Source organism: Cellulomonas sp. GbtcB1 (assembly GCF_019091725.1).
GTDB lineage: Bacteria > Actinomycetota > Actinomycetes > Actinomycetales > Cellulomonadaceae > Cellulomonas.
On the sequence record NZ_JAGXJG010000408.1, the window covers coordinates 1 to 246 of the forward strand.

1 protein-coding gene is annotated in these 246 nt (G+C 72.4%); it reads left to right on the top strand.

Annotated elements, in window-relative coordinates; genetic code table 11:
- Window positions 1-246: ATP-binding cassette domain-containing protein (locus tag KVT14_RS20855; protein ID WP_217617344.1), on the top strand; the 246-nt coding region annotated here is incomplete at both ends.

The window sequence follows — 246 nt, forward strand, 5'->3', positions numbered from 1 at the left end:
ACCTCCGACCTGTCGGCCACCGTCCGCCCCGGGCAGTCGGTCGCGACCGACGGCCCGACGGGCGCCGGGAAGACCACGCTGGTCAACCTGCTCATGCGGTTCTACGAGCCCGACGGCGGCCGGATCCTGGTCAACGGCCAGGACATCGCGACGCTCTCCCGGCACGACGCCCGGGCGCGCACCGGAATGGTGCTCCAGGACCCGTGGCTGTTCGCGGGCACGATCCGGGAGAACATCCGGTACGGC